Here is a 19,802-nt window from a genome sequence, read left to right on the forward strand (position 1 = left end):
GGAGTAAAACCATGTATGAAAAGTATATAAAAAGAGTTTTAGGTTTTCTTCTTTCTTTACTTGGAATTATTATTCTTTCTCCTATTTTATTAATTATTTGTTTGGCAATTAAAATTGATTCCAAAGGCCCCATAATTTTTAAACAAAAGCGTGTCGGGAAAAATAAAAAGTATTTTAATATTTATAAATTTCGTACGATGAAAAGTGAAACACCTAAAGAAATGCCAACACACTTATTAAATAATCCAGATGTTTTTATTACCAAAGTAGGTAAGTTTTTGCGTAAGACGAGTTTAGATGAGCTCCCTCAATTATTTAATATCTTAAAAGGAGACATGGCGGTTATTGGTCCTCGACCTGCTTTATGGAACCAATATGATTTGATCGCTGAAAGAGATAAATATGGCGTAAATGAAGCTCAACCTGGATTAGCACAAATTAGTGGACGCGATGAGTTAGAAATACCTGTAAAAGCACAAATAGATGGTAAGTACACTAGGAATATTAGTTTTATGATGGACCTTAAGTGTTTTTTGGGAACTATACTTTCCATTGTTAAAAGTGACGGGGTTATAGAAGGCGGAACAGGGACAAAGAAAAAGGCTGATGATGAATGAAACGGATTTTAATTACAGGGAAGAACAGCTATATTGGGCAGACTTTTATCAATTGGGTGAAAGCAAATAATGTTGATTATAAGATCGATACAATCGACTTAAAAGATCCTGATTGGAAAAAACAAGATTTTTCAATCTATGATTGTTTGATTCATTTAGCAGCGATTGTTCATAAAAAAGGCCAAGAAGATGATATCTACTATAGAGTAAATCGTGATTTAGCCGTTGAAACTGCAAAAAAAGCAAAAAATGAAGGAGTAAAACAATTTGTTTTTTTTAGTACAATGTCGGTGTTTGGAATGAATCAAGGAGTCATTAACAAAGAAACAAGATTGTTACCTAAAACTTCGTATGGAAAATCAAAATTAGAAGCAGAAAAAGAAATTAGAAAACTTGAAGATAGACAATTTCTTGTTTCCATTTTAAGGCCCCCGATGGTTTATGGACCTAATGCTTCAGGTAATTATTCGCGTCTTTCTACATTAGCAAAAAAAATTAACATTTTTCCTGAAATTAATAATCAGAGAAGTATGCTATTTGTACTTAATTTACATCAGTTTTTAAAAATAATTATTGATAATCAACTTTCTGGGACTTTTCATCCTAAAAATAGTCAACACATAAATACATCACAATTAGTTTATGAAATTGCTAGTGTCCATAATACAAGCATGCGTTTGATTAGTATAGGGGGAATTATCCCTCAATTATTAGTTAAAAATATTACTGTCTTTTCTAAAATTTTCGGGATACTAGTTTATGATGAGGATTTGATAGGATCACCAAATAGTGAATATGGTGGGGTGAAATTTGAATATAATAATTATGGCTTCAAAGATAGTATAGCAGTTTCGGAAGGGATGAAAATTATCAATGACTAGAGTACTTTTGATTGCAAACCACCCAACTTATGTTTTTACTCTACGTAGAGAAATTATAGAGAAGTTAGTAGAAGAACATTACGATGTAGCAATTTGTTGTCCATATGGCGAAGAATTGGATTACTTTGAAAATATTGGATGTAAAATTTTTGACAGTTCTCTTAAGAGACATGGGAAAAATATTTTTGAAGAACTAAAATTAAAAAGAGAATATGGAAGAGTGATCGATGAATATGAACCCAATATAATTCTCACTTTTACGATTAAACCTAATCTATATGCTGGGATGGAAGCAGCAAAACGAGATATTCCTTATATAATTAATATTACGGGCTTAGGTACTCCCCTAGAAAGAGAAGGGGTAACAAAAAAACTACTAATAAAAGTTTACAAATATGCTATTAGAAAAGTTAGTACTATCATGTTTCAAAATAAAGAAAACATGCGCTTTTTTGAAAACAATAAATTACTTAAAGGAAAGAGGGTCTTGTTACCGGGTTCTGGTGTTAATACTCAATATTTTGATTATCTCGATTATCCAACTTCTAGTATTCAGAGATTTGTATTTATTTCTAGAGTAATGAAAGAAAAAGGGATAGAAGAATTTTTAAGTGCTGCTGAAGTTATTCATAAAGAGTTTCCTAATACAGAATTTCACATATGTGGTTTTTTAGAAAACGAATATAAAGAACGAAGCGGAGAACTAAATAAAAAAGATTATATAAAATATCATGGTATGGTTAGGGATATTCGAACAGTTCTGAAAAACATGAATTGTACTGTACATCCGTCTTACTATCCAGAAGGCATGTCGAATGTTCTTTTGGAAAGTGCCTCTTCAGGAAGACCTATAATTACAACTAATAGAAGTGGATGTAAAGAAACTGTTGATGATAAAGTTACTGGTTATATCTTCGCTCAAAAAGATAGTCAAGACTTAATTGAGAAAATTGAACATTTCTTGAATTTAAAATTTGAAGAGAGAAAAGCGATGGGCTTAGCTGGAAGAGAAAAAACAGTTAACGAATTTGATAGAAATATTGTTGTTAACGCATATATGAATGAAATCCAATCAAAAATAAGTTGAATTCGTTGGAATAAAAAATTTGAAATATTGAAATGTAGGATTGGTTTTCTATAGTTAAAGACCAAGATAACTCAATAGTTAAAATTAAAATATCTTCAAGATATTAGAAAAATATTAACGGTATAAGTCATATTATAGAAGAATATTAATGCTTAGCTATGTAGGTAATATGGTAAGAGAATATGAGTTAAGAAAAAGTATCCAGATTATTTAAGGAGAGAAGAATGAATTATTTAGTTACTGGCGGGGCTGGTTTCATCGGCTCAAATTTGGTTAATCGTTTAGTTACTGAAGGTAATCATGTAACTATTATAGATGATTTGTCCATGGGAAAAAAATGTAATATTCGAGAAACTGATAAAGTAAAATTCTTTGAAGGGTCAGTTATGGATAAAAACTTATTGTCGTCAATCATCAAAGCAGAAACGTTTGATTATATATTTCACCTTGCTGCTGTTGCAAGTGTTGCTGATTCAATAGAAAGACCACTAGAAACACATAAAGTAAATTATGACAGTGTTCTTTATTTATTGAATTTATGTAAAAAATATCAACCAGGTTTGAAACGCTTTATATTCTCATCTTCATCAGCAGTATATGGAGATATTGATTTACCCTTCAAAAGTGAGAGTACACCAGTTAAGCCACTTTCGCAATATGCGGTGGATAAATACGCGGGAGAAAGAACCGTTTTAAATTTTTATAATTTATATGGTGTTCCAACTTCTGCAGTACGTTTTTTCAATGTGTACGGGCCTAACCAAAATCCAAGTTCACCTTATTCAGGTGTTGTTTCTATATTAACGGATAAATTTCAAAAGCTCAGAGATGGAGAAAAAACGTATTTTACGCTTTTTGGTGATGGAAAACAAACGCGTGATTTTATTTTTGTAGATGATGTCTTGAACGCTCTTAATTCTATAGCAATTTCTTCTAAGTCTTTGGGTGAAGTTTACAATGTAGGTACGGGAACGGTGACTTCATTAAATCAAATTATAAAAATTTTATCCGGAATTTATAGTATAGAGTTACCAATTGTACAAAAGTCTGTACGTAAGGGAGACATTCGTCAGTCGGTTGCGTCAAAAGAAAAATTAACTTCTTTAGGTTTTGATGCAACTTACACGGTAAATGAAGGGTTAAATAAATTAGTTAGAAGTTTTCATGAGAGAAAATAAGAAATAGTTTTTTAGCTACGTAAAAGTCACTTTACTTAATTAGAATCAAAAAGTTACTCCGTTTTAAAAAATGGGGTATGTGTATTAGCTTTTGAAATTTTAATTATATTATTCTACCTTAAAAATTATTTATGAAATAGTAGTTGTTAAATTTGATGTACCAGAATTGTTGGAAAGGTGCTTTTTGATGTATATTTTAGACTCTTCAAAATATTTTAGTAAACAAAATTGTGTTGAAATAACTGGGATGCCTGCTTCTGGAAAAACTACTTTCGTTAGACAATTAATGGATGAAAATTCTAATACTATTAATGTTAATGGTATTTTACCTAAGAATAATTTATGGAGACAATTCAAAAAAATAATGTATGCTTTTTTATTATTTCTGAGATTTCCTAGCCTTTTTTTAAAAGATACAAAGATAATAATTTCTTCAAAACAAAATTCATATAAAAATTTATACTCTGTTTTAACAAATTGGTACCTAATTATTTATCAATATAAGAAATACTCTTCTGGAAAAGCGATATATTTATGGGACCAAGGACTATTTCAAGGAATATGGTCTATATATTATAGTTCATCAAGTAATTTTAACTATAAATATTTACTTGAAGATAAAACACTACCTCAGACTGTCTATTTAACAGACGCCGATGATTTAGAGTTAATCTTTCGTTCGAATAAGAGAAAAGATAATAATAGACTGGATTATAACAATAAGGAAGAAATTATAAATGGAAGAGAGGCTATGGAGAAAACAATTAATGTGATGCAAAAATTAGGTTACCAAAAAACAACTGATAGAAGCTTTAAAGAAGTATAGTAAATAATATTCTGATAATGAAGATTTAAAGATTAATAAGCTGTCATGGAGTGATATAGTATGTTATGCGTTGTTTCTATAGTGAACTCAGTTTCTGCAACAAGCATGCCTGTAAACGAATTTGTAATATATCGAAGTATCCATAATTATAATATCCGGCAAATACTGATTGTGTGCGATACTCATTTTCCAGCAAATGTTGATATTCCAGAAAATATAGATGTTTATTTAGTCGGTAAAGATAAAAAAAGGATTAGAGATGTGGTTAAGAAGATTCAAAATCTAAATAAAGAGAATTCGATAATTTACCATATGCATCATCAAAAATCGGCATTAATTTTCTTATGGGCTACTATTGGTATGAATGTTAGAAGTCATACTTTATATACAATACATAGTACTTATAGCAAAAGGAATTTGATATATAAATTATCTAGCTGCTTGTGCTCAATATGGGCTAATTACGCTAATTGTGTAAGTAACTCAGCTTATAAAGAGTACTCATCGATGGTAAAGAAGTTAAAAAAAGAAAAGTTTTTAAGTATAAGAAATGGCGTTGATACTGAAAGAATAGATGTAATATTAAAAAACAAAAAAAGGATTAAAAACTCAAAAAAAATGATTTGTGTGGGACGGATTATACCCTTAAAAAATCATGAGTTTTTAGTTTCTTTAATGAAAGAACTTCCTGAATATACTTTAACTCTTATAGGTTTAGAGGACGATAATAAAAAAATTAGGAAATTGGCTAAAAAATATGGAGTTGACGATAGAGTAAAGTTCTTAGGCTTAGTATCTAGAGATGAAGTTTTTGATAAACTTAGTTCAGCTTCAATATACGTTTCTGCATCTTATGTAGAAGGGTTACCCGTTTCTGTACTTGAGGCTATGAGAGTCGGATTAATTCCAGTTATTTCTACAATACCATCACATCAAGAAATTGCTAACTACTCAAAATATGTTAACACGTTACCTTTTGAAAAAGACAGATGGGTAGAAAAAATAAAATATATTGAAAGGCTTGAAGAGGAAGAGTTTAAAATTATTTCTGATGAAATAAAAAACTCTGTGAATGAAGAATTTTCTTTAGTTAAAATGCATAATAGATATATGGAAGTTTATAAAAAATTAATTTAAAAAGCAATTTCTATACAAGGAGATAATTATGTTAGTATCTGTAAAAAAAATGCTAGACGAGTTAGAAAAAAATAATATTCAATACTGTCATTGGAAAAGTAATGAACATATAAGGCCTGCATTAAATGGAGATACTGATTTAGATGTTTTGTTTCTCCCAGAACAGAGAGTACTAATTGATAGAGTTCTTAGTGAATGTGGTTTAAAAAGATTTCGTGCTACGCCTTTAACGCAATATAATGCTATTGAAGATTATATTGGGTTTGATGAAAAAACAGCTAAAATTTGGCATTTACATACTCATTATAGAATGACTCTAGGAGAGAAACATTTAAAGGGATATACTATTACTACTTGGGGACCAAAAATAATTGAGGATAAGATTTGGAACCCTGAGGGAATTTATACTTCAAGTTTTGAAGATGAATATATAATGTTTATGGTAAGAAATTCTTTGAAATTACGATGGAGAGATTTTAACAGATCTTTAGGAAAAGACGATGTAAAAGAATTGCTATGGCTTAAAGAAAAGATTAACAACGATAAATTAATAATACGGTTAGACCAGTTTTTAAGTGATGTGGCAAAGAAAGAAATACTTAAATTAACAACATTAGAATTGTCGAATAAGAATCAACTAATCCCTTTAAAAAATATTTTGAGGAAAGAGTTAAATGTTTTTACAGGCTATTCTAAAGTACATTCCTGGTGGTTGAGAAGTAAAAGAGAATTGTTCTGGTTATTTGGAGCTGTATCACGGCGAACAGGTCTAGATACTAATAAGCCTAATAGAAGACTGTCTCCAGCTGGGGGGGCTGCTGTAGCTTTTTTAGGTAGTGACGGGGCCGGGAAAACTACGACCATTAGATATGTAAAAAAAGAGCTTGGAAAAAAATTAGATGTAAAAATAATCTATCTCGGTAGTGGAGATGGTAGTAGTTCATTACTCAGAAAGCCAATGAAAATGATTGCAAAAAAAGTTGGAGGTAAAGGGTTAGGACACTCAGTTGCAAAAGAATATTCACAGAACAATAAAAATGATGTTTCATTAAAGGGACGTCTTTATTCCATGGCTAAGATAATGTGGGCAGATACTTTAGCCAAAGAGAAAAAGAAAAAATTAAAAAAAGTTACTAAAGCAAGAAATAACGGGATGATTATACTGTTAGATCGTTATCCACAAATTGAGGTTGATGGATACAACGATGGTCCCTTACTTTCAAAATATATCAAAAATGGCTCGGGAATTCTTTATAAGAAAGCGGTGAAGGAATTTTATATATATAGATCTGCTTACTTAAATCCCCCAGATTTGACTTTAAAATTATTGGTTCCTACACAAATAGCTACTCAAAGAAAACCAGAAATGTCAGTAGAAGAAATTGAAAATAAGAAAGCAGCAGTAATAAAAATGAAACCATCGGAAAATTCGGTAATAATTGATACGTCAGTCAATCTAACAGAATCATTAAGAAATGTGATGAATGAAATATGGAAGGTAATTTAAAAGAGCTTTTTATTTGATTATTTATGGACTATCAAAATGTAGAAAGTACAGTACTATAAGGATTACAGGCTATGAAGTGCAATTATTATAAATATCAAAAACCGGTACTGAGACAAAAAAGTTTTTCATTAAAATTAGCTTCTTTTCCAAGCAAGGATAATAAATTTAAGTAAAGAGGTGCTAGAATGGGTCCTTTAGTATCGGTAATTATTACAACTTATAATGGTTTGGAAGTAATTGAAAGAGCAATAAAAAGTGTTCAAGACCAAACATATAAAAATATTGAGATGATAGTTGTTGATGACAATGGATTAGGAACTGTAAATCAAGTTGAAACAGAAAAAATTATAAAAAAAATAGATAATGATATTAAATATATTGCTCATAAAGTTAACTTAAATGGATCTCAAGCTAGAAATACTGGAATAATGTCTTCTAAAGGGGAATACGTTGCTTTACTCGATGACGATGATGTATTTAGGAAAAATAAAATTGAAAAACAAGTTGTAATGATGGAAAAAAAAGGTTCAGAGTATGCACTATGCTATACAGGGATGTTGATTCATCATAAAAATGGAATGCAAAAGAAACTAATGAGCAATAAAGAAGGAGATATTTTTAGAGAGGCTATTTTAAGAAAAGTCCATGCACAAACAAGTGAATTTTTGTTTAAAAAAAGGTTAGTACTAGACCTGGGAGGGTTTGATGAAACCTTCCGTAGGCATCAAGATTGGGAATTTTTCGATCGTCTAGCTTACCATTATAAAATAGCAGTAGTTCCTGAGGTATGTGTTGATCGATATATTTATGAAAGAACATCTGAAAAAGACCCAAAAAAATTTGAAGAAAATCGCCTATATTATCTAAAAAAAATGGGTCCGTATATTAAGCGATTAAAGGATCGTGAAAAAAAAGAGCTATATTTTTTTCACTATAGAGGCATTCTTAGAGAATATTTGAAAGAAAAAAATATAATTAAAACCGTCTACTATTTTTGTAAATGTGGTAATCCAATAAAAACTTTTAAGAACCTAGTCGACGATTATAAAAGTTCGTCCAAAACGTAAAGGAAGATTTCAACATATGATTAGAAAAAATAAAAAAGATTCATACAGTCAATTATTTGGAAGCATGGCTATAGCAATATTGATTGGTGCACAATATCTAAATACAATTTTAGGTTTATATATAAATAGTTCAGAAGAGGGATATTTAATTTTAATAATAGGAATAGTTATTATACTATCTGTTATTTCTTTTATTTATAGACCGAATGTAATTGTAAATATTAAGTATCCGGCTCTTCTGGGAATAATAATTGTTGCATTTTTACTTACTGTTTCCCTTACTAATGGGAAAAGCGATTTATTTATTGCGGATTTTTTGGGAATGTGCTTAGTTCCTTTAATTTGTGGTGGGGTATTACAGCCTGACTTTAAGAAAGTTCTTAGTTATTGTATGTGGATGATAATTTTATCAATACCTGTAGCTAATGATTTATTTGCAAAATCAAATATGGGGCAAGAATATGATGCAATTAAAATGAATGTTTCGTATGCAATTGTACCAATAATAGGCGCAGGAATGCTTCACTTTTTCTTTTATAGGAAGGAAAGTAATATATTTGAGAAATTACTATATGTAGTACTAGCTTTAATTACAATAATGTTTGTAGCAATGAGTTATAGGGGGGCATTAGTCGCATTAATGGTAGTTTTGTTTGCTGGATTTATGTTCTCTGGAAATATTAAGTGGCGTACGATAAAAAGAACAATTTCGATAACTTTATGCTTTTTTATTATAATTTTTTTGCTTCTTGTAGATATAAATAGTGTTCTTTTGAAGGTTTCTACTTTTTTTCATTCTAATAATATTAACATTGCGTTTATTGATAAAACTTCTTTTCTATCTAGTACTGGTAGTTTACTACAGGGACGTTTAGATATATGGCAAAGTGCAATTCAAGGCTTTAAAGAGTCGCCGTTATATGGGCATGGTATGGCCACATTTCAAAGTTACACTGGTTATCCGTTCCCTCATAATATTATACTTCAATTTTTATTTGATGGCGGGCTATTATTGGCTATACCACTATTGGGGTACGTTGCTAACGGGGTAATAAGATCTTTTTCAGTAATTAGGATAGTTAATAGAGATAAATTTATCTTGATACTATTGCTCCTGTGTATTTCTTTAACACGAGCAATGGTGTCAGCTGAAGTTTGGCGGATAATGTTGCTATGGTTATTTATGGGTATGGTGACTTCGGATTACTCGAAAAACAGTAGAAATGAAATTACTTAATATAAAACAATTAGTAACAAAAGCAATAATAAATTTCTGTTAATTTCTCTTATTATCAGTACGGGACATGCTATATCTTTATAAGAGAAAATGATTTCAAACGTTATTATGGAAGGACCTTTACAGGTTAGATACTATTTATTTGTTCAATAGAATATATATTTTTAAATATTTATGAAAGAGGAAGGTTAACTTGTCTTTAACAATAGAAAAAAATAAGGTATTTGTAACTGGAGCAGCTGGCTTTATTGGAGCTAATCTTGTAATGGAATTGATTAAACAAAATGATGCAATTCAAGTTATTGGTATCGATAATATGAGTGATTATTACGATGTAAATATTAAGAGATTCCGACTAAATGAAGTAGAAAAAATAGCTGAGAACAAAAAACATGTTAAATGGACGTTTATTGAGGGTTCTATTTCAGATCAAAAATTGGTTGACCAAATTTTTGAAGAGTATCAACCAGATATTGTAGTGAACCTAGCCGCTCAAGCAGGTGTTCGATATTCTATCACTAATCCAGACACATATGTTAATAGTAATCTAATTGGCTTTTACAATGTTTTGGAAGCTTGTCGTCATTCATATAACAACGGTGCAATTGGTGTAAAACACCTTGTGTATGCTTCGTCTTCTTCTGTATATGGATCGAATAAAAAGATTCCATATTCAACTGAAGATAAGGTAGATAATCCAGTTTCTTTATATGCGGCTACTAAAAAGTCTAATGAATTAATGGCCCATGCTTATAGTAAACTATACAATATTCCATCAACTGGACTTCGCTTTTTTACAGTATACGGTCCGGCTGGTCGTCCTGATATGGCCTACTTCGGGTTTACCGATAAGCTTCGAAATAATGAAAATATAAAGATTTTTAATTATGGTAACTCTAAACGAGACTTCACCTATATCGATGATATCGTTGAAGGACTCACACGAGTTATGATATGCCCCCCAGAAAGAAAAATGGGAAGGGATGGTTTACCAGTTCCACCGTATAAAATTTATAACATTGGAAACAGTAATCCTGAAAATCTTTTAGAATTTGTAGATATTTTACAACAAGAATTAGTTCGCGCAGGAGTATTATCAAAAGACTATGATTTCGAAAGTCATAAAGAATTAGTGCCAATGCAGCCGGGAGATGTTCCAGTAACTTTTGCGGATACAGCACCATTAGAACGTGATTTTGGATTTAAACCTTCTACTTCTCTGCGCGAGGGGCTACGTAGTTTTGCAGAATGGTATAAGAGTTTTTATAAATGTTGATTTAGGTTGTTGTAGCGAAAAAAGTAACTTTAATGAAGTTTGTCAATACATTTAATTTTCTAAAATTTGTGTTATGTGGTTAGAAATTTTTGGTATTGGTAACTTTAGTTGAGGAGGAAATGTAATGAAAGTTTCAGTTTTTGGACTAGGTTATGTTGGTTTAGCAAATGTATTATTACTTAGTCAAAATGAAGAAGTAAAAGCATACGATATTGTTGAAGAAAAGGTTCAAATGCTTCAACAAAAGCAGTCACCATTAGAAGATCAGGAAGTACACGAATTTTTAAAACGCGATGATCTAAATATTGAATTTACAAGTGATTTTGAGGATGCGGTAAAATATGCTGATTACTTAATTATTGCTACGCCAACAGATTATGATGAAAAGCAAAACTACTTTAATACATCAACAGTAGAAGATGTGATCGCAAAAGCATTAGTAATTCGACCTGATGCTACATTTATTATCAAGTCGACTGTACCTGTCGGCTACACTTTAGATGCAAAAGCAAAGTTTGGTACGGATAATATTATATTTTCACCGGAATTTTTACGAGAAGGGAAGGCTTTATATGATAATTTGTATCCTTCACGTATTATTGTAGGCGAAGATTCAAACCGTGGCCGAGAAATAGCCCAAATGTTTAAAGAAAACGTATTTAAAGAAGACGTAAATGTTTTGCTTACCCATCCGACTGAAGCGGAGGCAATCAAACTATTTTCAAATACTTATCTTGCGATGCGTGTAGCTTATTTTAATGAGTTGGATACTTATGCTGAATCAAGAGGTTTGGATACCAAAGAAATTATCGAAGGGGTTAGTCTGGACCACCGTATTGGAAGCCATTATAATAATCCTTCATTTGGTTATGGCGGTTATTGCTTACCAAAAGATACGAAGCAATTGTTAGCAAACTATACAGAAGTACCACAAAATATTATGACGGCGATAGTAGATGCAAATTGTACAAGAAAAGATTTTGTTGCTGATCAAATTATTTCCAAAGATCCTGAGGTTGTAGGAATTTACCGATTAACAATGAAAACTAATTCGGATAATTTCCGTCAATCAGCAATTCAAGGGATCATGAAACGTATTAAAGCTAAAGGCATTGAAGTTGTGGTTTTTGAACCATCGTTGGATACAGATGAATTCTTTAATTCAAGAGTTGTGAAAGACTTTGATGAATTTAAGGCAGTATCAGAGGTGATTGTGTCTAACCGAATGGAAGAAGAATTGACAGATGTAAGAGATAAAGTTTACACGAGGGATATTTTTGGGAAGAATTAAAAATGAAAAATATAGCGAAGAACTTTTTTTACCAAACAATATTTCAACTAACTAAAATAATCATTCCTATTGTGACTATTCCGATAGTGTCTAATGCTCTCGGCCCCGAAGGTATAGGTTTATATAATTATACTCGTTCTATTGCTCAGTATTTTGTGCTTTTTGCTGGGTTAGGGGTCATGTTATATGGGAATCGAGAAATAGCATTAGCGTGGAATAAAAAAGGAGATATATCTCAAACTTTTTGGGAGCTATTTACTTTTAAGGCTCTATCAACAGTGTTTTGTTTACTGATGTACTTTTTTATTGTTTTTTTATTTTTTGATAATAAGGTTTACTATCTTGCACAATCATTAACAATTATTGCTGTTTTATTCGACATATCCTGGTTTTTCATGGGAATCGAAGATTTTAAAAAAACAAGTATGAGCAATCTTTTTGTGCAAGTAATGACTTTTATTTTGATTATATTATTTGTCAACGATGAAAGTGACACATTATTGTATACTTTTATTCAAACAACAGGAATGTTCCTGTCACAAGCTATTGTTTGGATTTTTTTAAAAAGATATATCAAATTCGAATTTGTATCGTTAAAGAGGAGTCTTTCTCGTTTTAGAGGTTCTATTACTTTTTTTATTCCACAAGTGGCAATTTTACTTTACACCAATTTAAACAAGACACTTTTGGGATGGATAATCGGTAGTGCAGCAGTAGGCTATTACGCTAACTCCTTACAATTGAATGATGTATTTGTCACAATTATTACGACACTTGATGTTGTACTGTTGCCACATATGAGCGGGCTTTTTGCTAAGAATAATACAAATCGAATTGTACAAGTTATGGGTACTACTATTCACATTCAATTATTTTTTTCAATTCCAATTATGTTTGGTATGTTAACAGTGTTTGATAAATTAGTGCCTTGGTTTTTTGGTAGTAAGTTTCTATTTATAGAACAAGTTATTCCTTTTTTTTCCATACTGGTTGTTATTAAATCTTTGGGAATCTCTATTTCAAGGCAGTATTTAATGCCAATTGGAAAAATTGGTGAGTATAATAAATCAGTAATTTTAGGCGCAATCATTAATATTATAGCTAATCTAGCTTTATTGCCAACAATTGGATTTTGGGGAGTTGTAATTTCCATGTTAACAGCGGAATTTTTTGTTACTTTTGTTAGAGCAAGATCTTTTACTAAGAATACTGAATTTAAGTTTGATCTACGTAGAATCGCTGTTTATATAGTTTCAGGCGTTGTTATGTGTTTATTTACGCGATTTTTAACGAGGGGGATGAACGCTTCTATGGTTACGAACTTGTTTCAAGTAGTAATTGCTGTGCCGATTTATTTTGGGTTGACGAGTTTATTTAAGGTGAATCCTTTAGTTGAATATCTTAAAGGTAGAAGAAAGTAATCAGATAAAGAGAAGCGCTCTTAGACAAGTTGATAAAGGAAAAATGATGCGCGATTTTGCTTATGTTGATGATATTGTAGAAGCTATTAGTCGGTTAGTGAAAAAATAAGCTTCTCCTAATTCAGAATGATCAAGCGCTAACCCGGATCCTAGTTCATCAACCGCGCCATATAAAATATATAATATTGGCAATAATAGTCCTGTCCGCTTAACGGAATTTGTTGAAGCGATTGAAAATAAATTAGGAAAAGTTGCTAAAAAGAATTACATGGGCTTACATTTACAGCCTGGGGACGTTTCAGAAACTCATGCAAACGTCGATGATCTATATAGAGATATTGATTTTAAACCAGAAATAACTATACAAGATGGTGTGAATAGGTTTGTTGTTTGGTATGATAAAGCATGTTAATTGTTTATAGTAAAGAATCGTTGAATGGTTTAGTAATAAATTAATGAGGAAGAAAAATTAAGGTGTAAGTTGAGAAGGAAGAGTATTATAAGAATGAGGCGCTTTACCAGGGCTTTAACTAATTTTATATATAAAATTAGTTAAAGAATTAAAAACAAAGCTATTAGTGAAATTTTTTGATGCGAACCAAATAAAGTGAATAAATATAAAAACTTAATTTATAAAATTAGTGAAATAGCTTTAGAGAAAAAATGAAAACTTAAAAGAAAAACGAGTGATTATGAAAGAGTGAAATATATGGTTCTAGAGGAAAATGAGTTGATAAAGTATTTTGTAGCACCGAACATAATACTTTCAAAAGATAGTAAGGGTTTTTATGAGAATGGAGCTGAATTAACAGCTTCGGACATAGGGGAGAAATTTGCTGAGAAAGATTTTAAAATGAAGATACAGAATGAAGTCTCAAAATTTATTAACCGTTCATTTGATAATATTGTTGTTTTAGCTGGTGCTGGAGCTTCTGTTGTAGCAAATGAAAGCGGCATTGATAAAAATTACGGAAAAACTGTTGGTATGATTGCTAAAAGTATTGCACAAGAATTAGGTGATTTAAATATAGAAGAATCAGATTCTAAAGCTGACGTAAATTCTGAAAGTTTTTTTACTATTCAACAGTTATCAGATATGTGTAATTATCGAATTCCTGTGAAAAAAGAAAGTAAATTTAATGAAGAGTTTAATCTTGAAGATTTTTTATCAAAAGTATTAACTTATGAGCAATATCTTGATGATGATGACAAAGAAAAAGATAAGTATCTGAAGACAGTAGAAAAAATCTTGGAAATTATAAAAAAACAAACCAGTTATAATTTTGATACAAAAAAAATGAACCATGGTGCTCTTTTAAAAATCTTATCCAGTAAATTAGAAAAAGAAAATAAACTAACTGTTGTAACGACTAACTATGATACTCTTTTTGAGGAAGCAGCAGAAAGTTTAGAAATGACCGTGATTGATGGCTTTAGTTTCTCATATCATCCATATTTTGATAGCAACATGTTTGACTGGAAATTGGTTAGAGATGTTTCAAATGTTAAAACTACACAACTTGAATATAAAGAAAATGTAATCAATTTACTAAAGATCCACGGATCATTGACGTGGGAGCGTTCTGAAAGTGAGCAAAAGATAAGAAGAAAACAAAAAGATTCTGTTAATAACCCTATTATGGTATTCCCTAGTTCTAATAAATATGTTCAAAGTTATGAGGAGCCTTATTTTGAACTTTTTACTAAATTTCAAGAATTTTTAAGAAGACCCAACACTCTACTTATTACCGCAGGTTTTAGTTTTGCCGATAATCATATTGCTACTATGATTACACAGGCAATAAAGCATAATCCAGGACTAAATGTTTTAGTGAGTGACCGTAATATATCGCATGGACATAATAATTGGAAAGAACTTTATGAATTAATGAAGAACCATTTTCAAGTTACCTTTTTGAAAGCAACATTAAATGATGATCTAATTGATTACGTAGGTGAACAAAATGTTTATTGATAATTTTTACGACAAAATTGATAAAAGTAACTTTTATTTAGGTATGGTTTCTCAAGTTTATCGAGAGAATAGCGTGGTTCAAGTGGAAAATTTGTCATGGTTATCTCATAGAAAAATAAAATCAGAGACGCTTATTCCGAATACAATTAACTATTTTGTTATTGTTGATTCTATTCAAGGATTATTTATCGGAGAGGTTTATCAATCTAAGGTAGCAGCTTCGGAGAGTGTTCATGATTCAATGAATAATGGCGTAACCGAAGATGTGTATCCAGAATTAAGTATTGATGTAATAGGAGTTATGAAATCAAATGGAAACACCTTTGAACTTGCTGGTTTCCATACAGTGGGGATAACAGATAAAGTGTATATTGCTAATGAAAGAGTAATTGAAATGTATTTAAACTCTATCGAAATAAAATATAATAGTAATATTTCTGAATCACCACTTTCTTCGTTTGCAAACTTTTCAAAGTTAGAAAACCAATCGATTTATTTGAAACCAAGTACACTTTTCGATCGACATATTATGGCAGTTGGCACGACAAATAGTGGTAAATCAACATCAGCTTTGTCTATTTTAGATAAATTGGTAAGGGACCAGAAAAAGGTATTGATAGTTGATCCAACTGGAGAATATAGTAATTCATTTACTGAATCAACTCAAGAAGATTTGGAGGGAGAGGTTTGTAAACTTAGATTAGGAACTGACACTGTATTACCTGTTGGGGAAGTTTCAAATCAACAGTGGGCAATGTTGTTTGAGACAAACGATGCTACACAGCCGGCTGTCCTTGCTGATGCAATAAAAAGCTTAAGGTATCAAAAGAAAAATAAGAAAGTAGGAATTTATGAAAAAGAAAATCAATTAGTTACAAATGTTAAGAAAGACATGGCAAGTGTAGGAGATGATAATAAAGATTTTGAATTAAATGATCTACCTAAACAAATAGCTGCAGAAACAAACAAAATAGGTAAAAATGGTAAAAATACAATCTACCAACAGAATGACTTTAATTTTAATAGCAATCAGTGGCTCGTTCAAAAGGTTCAATATAAACTTGCCAATACGAGCTTAATAAATTTTTTTAATAACGATGGTTCAAAGAAAAACTTATTGCAACAATTGGATGCATTCTTGCAGAAGCCAAATTCTGCTTTATATATTGACACTTCTGCAATTGGAACTGATGATGCTATTGGTGGTGTAATTATTGACTTAATTAGTAATTACTTAATTAATAAGCAAAGGGATGAAATTAGCCCGTTTGTTTTTTTTGTTGATGAAGTACACAGATATACAAAAGCAATTAATTCCGAAAGTGATTATTACACAGGATTGACTTCAATTGCTAGAGAAGGACGTAAAAAAGGAATCTTTTTATTCTTAACTACTCAGAATCCGCAAGACGTACCGGACACTTTATTAGGACAGATTGGAACGTTGTTAATTCACCGCTTAACGCATGTAGAAGAGATAAGGACTATACAAAATCATTTAAAAGCAAACTCTTTAGGACAAATAAAAAAACTTGATAAGGGTGAAGCAATATTAACTAGTATAAATTTACTTCAAGACCTTAATTTAAAAGTTGTTAAAAGTGGTAGAATACACGAAAACGAAACACCTAGTCTATAAAAAGCTTAAATACTGCTTCAAATCAAAAGCTAAAGGAGGAGCAAAGATAGATAAAAAACGTATGTTATCATATAGCCTTCATGTTTCTTTATGCATTAGTATATTGTTTATTTTTAGTTGTATAATAGTATAGCTACTATTAAACTAGTAATAATATTTACTCAATAGGTTGGTCAGGAAGACTTTTTAAGAAAAGGTAATTGTTGTAAAAAGATGGGTGGTGTATTTTAAAAATTATAATTAAAAAAAAGGTGGGTTTTAGATGATTAGTTTAGAAAAGCGGTTTAGTGAATGGACACGACGTATAAATGAGAACTGGTTTGGTTCAACTAAAGAAAATGAAGATGGTAAAGAGCAATTTATATGGTATAGAGGTGTGTCAAAGTGTTCATATGATTTGACAACAAGCTTTCAGAGAAACTCAGTTGTAAATGAAATGGAACTTAGACAATACTATGAAAAGATACGAAAATGCATTAACGGATTAGATACAGATGATTTTATTCTTACAGACTATGAAAATTTTGGTTTTGCTTTTTTACAGCATAGAGGATTTCCCTCCCCGTTACTTGATTGGACCAGTTATCCAATGGTTGCAGCGCAATTTGCTTGCCATGATTGGATCGTGAAGGAACAAAAAACAGACGCTGCTATTTACGCACTAAATGTAAAAAAATTTATGGAATTATTTGATATTCAGTATAAAGTGTCAATGTCATTTTGTGAAGATAATGTTTATGGAAAAAAGGATCAAAAAATAGTTGAAAACATACCCCCGTTAAGGGTAGGTCCCGGTATAACAAGTTTATCAGAAATGGAGAAACCAATGCCATTTCGTGGTTTTAGGTCGCCATATTTATCTGCTGATTGGGAAGATAAAATGGAAACAATAATAAAAGATCCTTTAATAGCTAGAATGGCGCCTCAAAGTGGCAAATTTATCTATGTTCCTGGTAAAGAAAGTTTAGATGCACAGATAAAGAAACGATGTGATATTGAGGGCATTGACAAAGAAGATGTAATACAAAAGTTTTCTATATGTGTTTCTGAAAAAGATCAGATAAAAAGCGTACTAGAAAATAATGTTTCTACGGGAGGTGCTTTTGGGAATTACATAGCTTACGATAAATTGTTTCCTGAAAAGAAGGCTAGTGAAATTGATTCCAAGTTGGAAGGATTAAGAAATTTATTAAACAATAGATGTTTTTAAAATAGCTAAGTGAAGAATTTAAAAGAAGGGAGAAACAGCTCTATATAAAAAAATTTTTCGATATTGAATCATAAAAAATGACTTTCTATATAATTATTATGCTGTTAGGCATAGTTTCATTATACAGAAATTCTATTCTAATAAAGGTATTTTATTTAAGTGGCTCTTTACTCCGCACTTACTGGTTCTATTTTACGCAATGAGTGGTTTATTTTTCCGCACAGCTGGCTTTATTGAAATGCAATATTCAACACGATGCTATCCTCATTAGAAGATATCTATGATGCACGAATTGGGGGGATGCAGCTCATGATAATTTTTTAAAGGCCCCAAAATCTTACTCTCTGTCAAATTATTAGTGGAATATAGATTAGAAAAAATTGAATGATTTTTCAGTTAGAAATGTCTGTAAACGTAAAAATATAAAATTGGTAACGTTGTACTTGTATTGCACCTTAGAAAGAAGATGAATTAAAAGATGTTTCTCCTGATATCAGCAGTATTTACGATAGGGTTAATGATTAGGGAATGTTTAAATTATGGCGGAATGGTTCCTATACGTGCTCTTAACAAACAGACAAGAGTCCATAATTTAGTTCTTATGTTTGTCCAACGTTTTTCGATGCTTTATGTTGTATCATACATAGTTGAATCAGTTAAAGTTTTTGATAATGTAGTAACAAAAGCTGTGTTTATTCCCTTTTTTATATATAGTCTATATGCGTTAATCGGTACAGTTTTCTACTTATTTTTCCATATTTTTGATTACTTCGACAAGCCTAAAAAACCTTATAAGTAATTTTGATTACAGGTACTAGTGCATAGCAAAAATTTTTCTTCAATCTTACATAAAAGAATTGTAAAACGCTTTCTTTTGCGGCCATTTATTCTATTATTAGAAGTAATTAAATATATTAGGAGCGGAGTAAATGGAAAAAATTAGCTCTAATACGGAGCTAAATGCCAAGTGTAAAATAGATGAGCAAAAGAAGTTACTAAGGTTTAACCCTAATTTAATTAGTATTAGTGTTTTATCAACCGGGCGATGGATGAATTTTATACAGAAATTAGTATAGGAACAAGTGTTAACTTTGATGAAGAGATTTATGCCATTATTTCTTATGAAAAAGGAAAAACCTATACATTTATTATTTATCGAGATACGGCAAAGCTGGTTGAATTAGGAACAGAAGTTACCGCTGCAAAATTTTTGTATCATTATTGGGAAATGAGACTGGTCGAATATAATTGTGTGTCGGGGGAATACAAATCAACACCTTTTTACCAGCTTGAACATTTAAGAGTAAAGAAATTTGAATTTATTCTATCTATTAATCACTCGACTTTATCTATAAAGAGGTAAAGTCGAGTTTTTGTTTGTCATTTTCTTTAAATAATTTTCTTAAACAAATGCTATACAGATTACAGTTTTGAGGTAATAAGTCAGAATTTT

17 protein-coding genes are annotated in these 19,802 nt (G+C 30.7%); all 17 read left to right on the forward strand.

Annotated elements, in window-relative coordinates; translation table 11 throughout:
- Positions 1–11: 11 nt before the first annotated feature.
- The 17 genes from AC806_RS01840 (at position 12) to AC806_RS01925 (ending at position 19,712) form a co-directional block, all read left to right on the forward strand.
- Positions 12–617: a sugar transferase gene (locus AC806_RS01840; protein ID WP_069028630.1), complete on the forward strand. Its 606-nt coding sequence runs from the start codon at positions 12–14 to the stop codon at positions 615–617.
- A complete protein-coding gene (locus tag AC806_RS01845) occupies positions 614–1,498 on the forward strand; it encodes an NAD-dependent epimerase/dehydratase family protein (protein WP_069028631.1) in 885 nt (294 codons plus the stop codon). Before AC806_RS01840 ends, AC806_RS01845 begins: the two co-directional genes overlap by 4 nt.
- A complete protein-coding gene (locus tag AC806_RS01850) occupies positions 1,491–2,585 on the forward strand; it encodes a glycosyltransferase family 4 protein (protein ID WP_069028632.1) in 1,095 nt (364 codons plus the stop codon). The genes AC806_RS01845 and AC806_RS01850 overlap by 8 nt, the downstream gene beginning before the upstream one ends.
- 224 nt (positions 2,586–2,809) lie before the next feature.
- Complete coding sequence (locus tag AC806_RS01855) at positions 2,810–3,763, forward strand: NAD-dependent epimerase/dehydratase family protein (RefSeq protein ID WP_069028633.1); 954 nt, start codon at positions 2,810–2,812, stop codon at positions 3,761–3,763.
- 187 nt (positions 3,764–3,950) lie between these two features.
- Positions 3,951–4,589 (forward strand): DEAD/DEAH box helicase family protein, encoded by a 639-nt coding sequence (locus AC806_RS01860; RefSeq protein WP_069028634.1) that lies wholly within the window; start codon positions 3,951–3,953, stop codon positions 4,587–4,589.
- 60 nt (positions 4,590–4,649) lie between these two features.
- Positions 4,650–5,726: a glycosyltransferase family 4 protein gene (locus AC806_RS01865; RefSeq protein WP_069028635.1), complete on the forward strand. Its 1,077-nt coding sequence runs from the start codon at positions 4,650–4,652 to the stop codon at positions 5,724–5,726.
- A 28-nt stretch (positions 5,727–5,754) separates the two neighbouring features.
- The gene (locus AC806_RS01870) at positions 5,755–7,233 is read left to right on the forward strand and encodes a nucleoside/nucleotide kinase family protein (protein WP_069028636.1); all 1,479 of its coding nucleotides are present in this window, start codon (positions 5,755–5,757) and stop codon (positions 7,231–7,233) included.
- 185 nt (positions 7,234–7,418) lie between these two features.
- A complete protein-coding gene (locus tag AC806_RS01875) occupies positions 7,419–8,300 on the forward strand; it encodes a glycosyltransferase family 2 protein (protein WP_069028637.1) in 882 nt (293 codons plus the stop codon).
- Positions 8,301–8,316: 16 nt separating this feature from the next.
- On the forward strand, positions 8,317–9,537 hold the full coding sequence (locus AC806_RS01880) for an O-antigen ligase family protein (protein ID WP_069028638.1): 1,221 nt from the start codon (positions 8,317–8,319) through the stop codon (positions 9,535–9,537).
- A 193-nt stretch (positions 9,538–9,730) separates the two neighbouring features.
- Positions 9,731–10,813, forward strand: coding sequence for an NAD-dependent epimerase/dehydratase family protein (locus tag AC806_RS01885; RefSeq protein ID WP_069028639.1), 1,083 nt, complete (start codon positions 9,731–9,733; stop codon positions 10,811–10,813).
- Positions 10,814–10,937: 124 nt separating this feature from the next.
- Entirely contained in the window at positions 10,938–12,104 is a 1,167-nt protein-coding gene (locus AC806_RS01890) for a nucleotide sugar dehydrogenase (protein WP_069028640.1), read from the forward strand.
- Positions 12,105–12,106: 2 nt separating this feature from the next.
- Positions 12,107–13,525: an oligosaccharide flippase family protein gene (locus AC806_RS01895; protein ID WP_069028641.1), complete on the forward strand. Its 1,419-nt coding sequence runs from the start codon at positions 12,107–12,109 to the stop codon at positions 13,523–13,525.
- Positions 13,497–13,634 (forward strand): hypothetical protein, encoded by a 138-nt coding sequence (locus tag AC806_RS11985; protein WP_197492662.1) that lies wholly within the window; start codon positions 13,497–13,499, stop codon positions 13,632–13,634. Before AC806_RS01895 ends, AC806_RS11985 begins: the two co-directional genes overlap by 29 nt.
- A gap of 600 nt (positions 13,635–14,234) precedes the next feature.
- Positions 14,235–15,500, forward strand: a complete 1,266-nt coding sequence (locus AC806_RS01905) for an SIR2 family protein (RefSeq protein WP_083207539.1) — start codon at positions 14,235–14,237, stop codon at positions 15,498–15,500.
- A complete protein-coding gene (locus tag AC806_RS01910; RefSeq protein WP_069028642.1) occupies positions 15,490–17,139 on the forward strand; it encodes an ATP-binding protein in 1,650 nt (549 codons plus the stop codon). The genes AC806_RS01905 and AC806_RS01910 overlap by 11 nt, the downstream gene beginning before the upstream one ends.
- A gap of 262 nt (positions 17,140–17,401) precedes the next feature.
- Positions 17,402–18,349, forward strand: a complete 948-nt coding sequence (locus AC806_RS01915; RefSeq protein ID WP_069028643.1) for an FRG domain-containing protein — start codon at positions 17,402–17,404, stop codon at positions 18,347–18,349.
- Between the two features lie 1,045 nt (positions 18,350–19,394).
- Positions 19,395–19,712, forward strand: a complete 318-nt coding sequence (locus AC806_RS01925; protein WP_069028645.1) for a hypothetical protein — start codon at positions 19,395–19,397, stop codon at positions 19,710–19,712.
- Positions 19,713–19,802 lie beyond the last annotated feature (90 nt).

The organism is Tetragenococcus halophilus (assembly GCF_001712815.1).
Lineage (GTDB): Bacteria > Bacillota > Bacilli > Lactobacillales > Enterococcaceae > Tetragenococcus > Tetragenococcus halophilus.

What these genes read in the sequence shown, in the direction of transcription:
- AC806_RS01905 (WP_083207539.1), top strand. Translation starts at nt 14,235, where the DNA reads ATGGTTCTAGAGGAAAATGAGTTGATAAAGTATTTTGTAGCACCGAAC.
- AC806_RS01875 (WP_069028637.1), top strand. Translation starts at nt 7,419, where the DNA reads ATGGGTCCTTTAGTATCGGTAATTATTACAACTTATAATGGTTTGGAA.
- AC806_RS01915 (WP_069028643.1), top strand. Translation starts at nt 17,402, where the DNA reads ATGATTAGTTTAGAAAAGCGGTTTAGTGAATGGACACGACGTATAAAT.
- AC806_RS01890 (WP_069028640.1), top strand. Translation starts at nt 10,938, where the DNA reads ATGAAAGTTTCAGTTTTTGGACTAGGTTATGTTGGTTTAGCAAATGTA.
- AC806_RS01850 (WP_069028632.1), top strand. Translation starts at nt 1,491, where the DNA reads ATGACTAGAGTACTTTTGATTGCAAACCACCCAACTTATGTTTTTACT.
- AC806_RS01925 (WP_069028645.1), top strand. Translation starts at nt 19,395, where the DNA reads ATGGATGAATTTTATACAGAAATTAGTATAGGAACAAGTGTTAACTTT.
- AC806_RS01860 (WP_069028634.1), top strand. Translation starts at nt 3,951, where the DNA reads ATGTATATTTTAGACTCTTCAAAATATTTTAGTAAACAAAATTGTGTT.
- AC806_RS01910 (WP_069028642.1), top strand. Translation starts at nt 15,490, where the DNA reads ATGTTTATTGATAATTTTTACGACAAAATTGATAAAAGTAACTTTTAT.
- AC806_RS01845 (WP_069028631.1), top strand. Translation starts at nt 614, where the DNA reads ATGAAACGGATTTTAATTACAGGGAAGAACAGCTATATTGGGCAGACT.
- AC806_RS01870 (WP_069028636.1), top strand. Translation starts at nt 5,755, where the DNA reads ATGTTAGTATCTGTAAAAAAAATGCTAGACGAGTTAGAAAAAAATAAT.
- AC806_RS01865 (WP_069028635.1), top strand. Translation starts at nt 4,650, where the DNA reads ATGTTATGCGTTGTTTCTATAGTGAACTCAGTTTCTGCAACAAGCATG.
- AC806_RS01895 (WP_069028641.1), top strand. Translation starts at nt 12,107, where the DNA reads ATGAAAAATATAGCGAAGAACTTTTTTTACCAAACAATATTTCAACTA.
- AC806_RS01855 (WP_069028633.1), top strand. Translation starts at nt 2,810, where the DNA reads ATGAATTATTTAGTTACTGGCGGGGCTGGTTTCATCGGCTCAAATTTG.
- AC806_RS01880 (WP_069028638.1), top strand. Translation starts at nt 8,317, where the DNA reads ATGATTAGAAAAAATAAAAAAGATTCATACAGTCAATTATTTGGAAGC.
- AC806_RS01840 (WP_069028630.1), top strand. Translation starts at nt 12, where the DNA reads ATGTATGAAAAGTATATAAAAAGAGTTTTAGGTTTTCTTCTTTCTTTA.